The sequence below is a fragment of the Pseudomonas sp. HMSC066A08 genome (assembly GCF_001813025.1).
GTDB lineage: Bacteria > Pseudomonadota > Gammaproteobacteria > Pseudomonadales > Pseudomonadaceae > Pseudomonas > Pseudomonas aeruginosa.
Genome location: NZ_KV811346.1, coordinates 1 through 230 on the forward strand (window position 1 = coordinate 1; position 230 = coordinate 230).

Consider the following 230-nt stretch of genomic DNA (forward strand, 5'->3'; position numbering starts at 1 on the left):
CAACAACGTGATCTTGCGCTTTGACCCAGCGAAGCCGGGCACCGGCTGCGCATGGAACCCGTTGGGCGAAATCCAGTTCCGCACCCGCTTTCAGGTCAGTGACGCGCAAAACATCGCGCTGATGGTCATCGACTCCGATGGCAAGGGCATCGAGTCCGACCACTTCCGTAGTGCCGCGTTCGAGCTGTTGGTAGGACTGATCCTGCACGCGCTCTACAAGGGCGAACAGG

The 230-nt window shown here is 60.4% G+C and carries 1 protein-coding gene; it reads left to right on the top strand.

Going from position 1 to position 230, the window contains the following annotated elements:
* A partial coding sequence (locus HMPREF2886_RS23750; RefSeq protein ID WP_168172029.1) for a type IV secretory system conjugative DNA transfer family protein occupies positions 1–230 on the top strand: 230 nt, incomplete at both ends.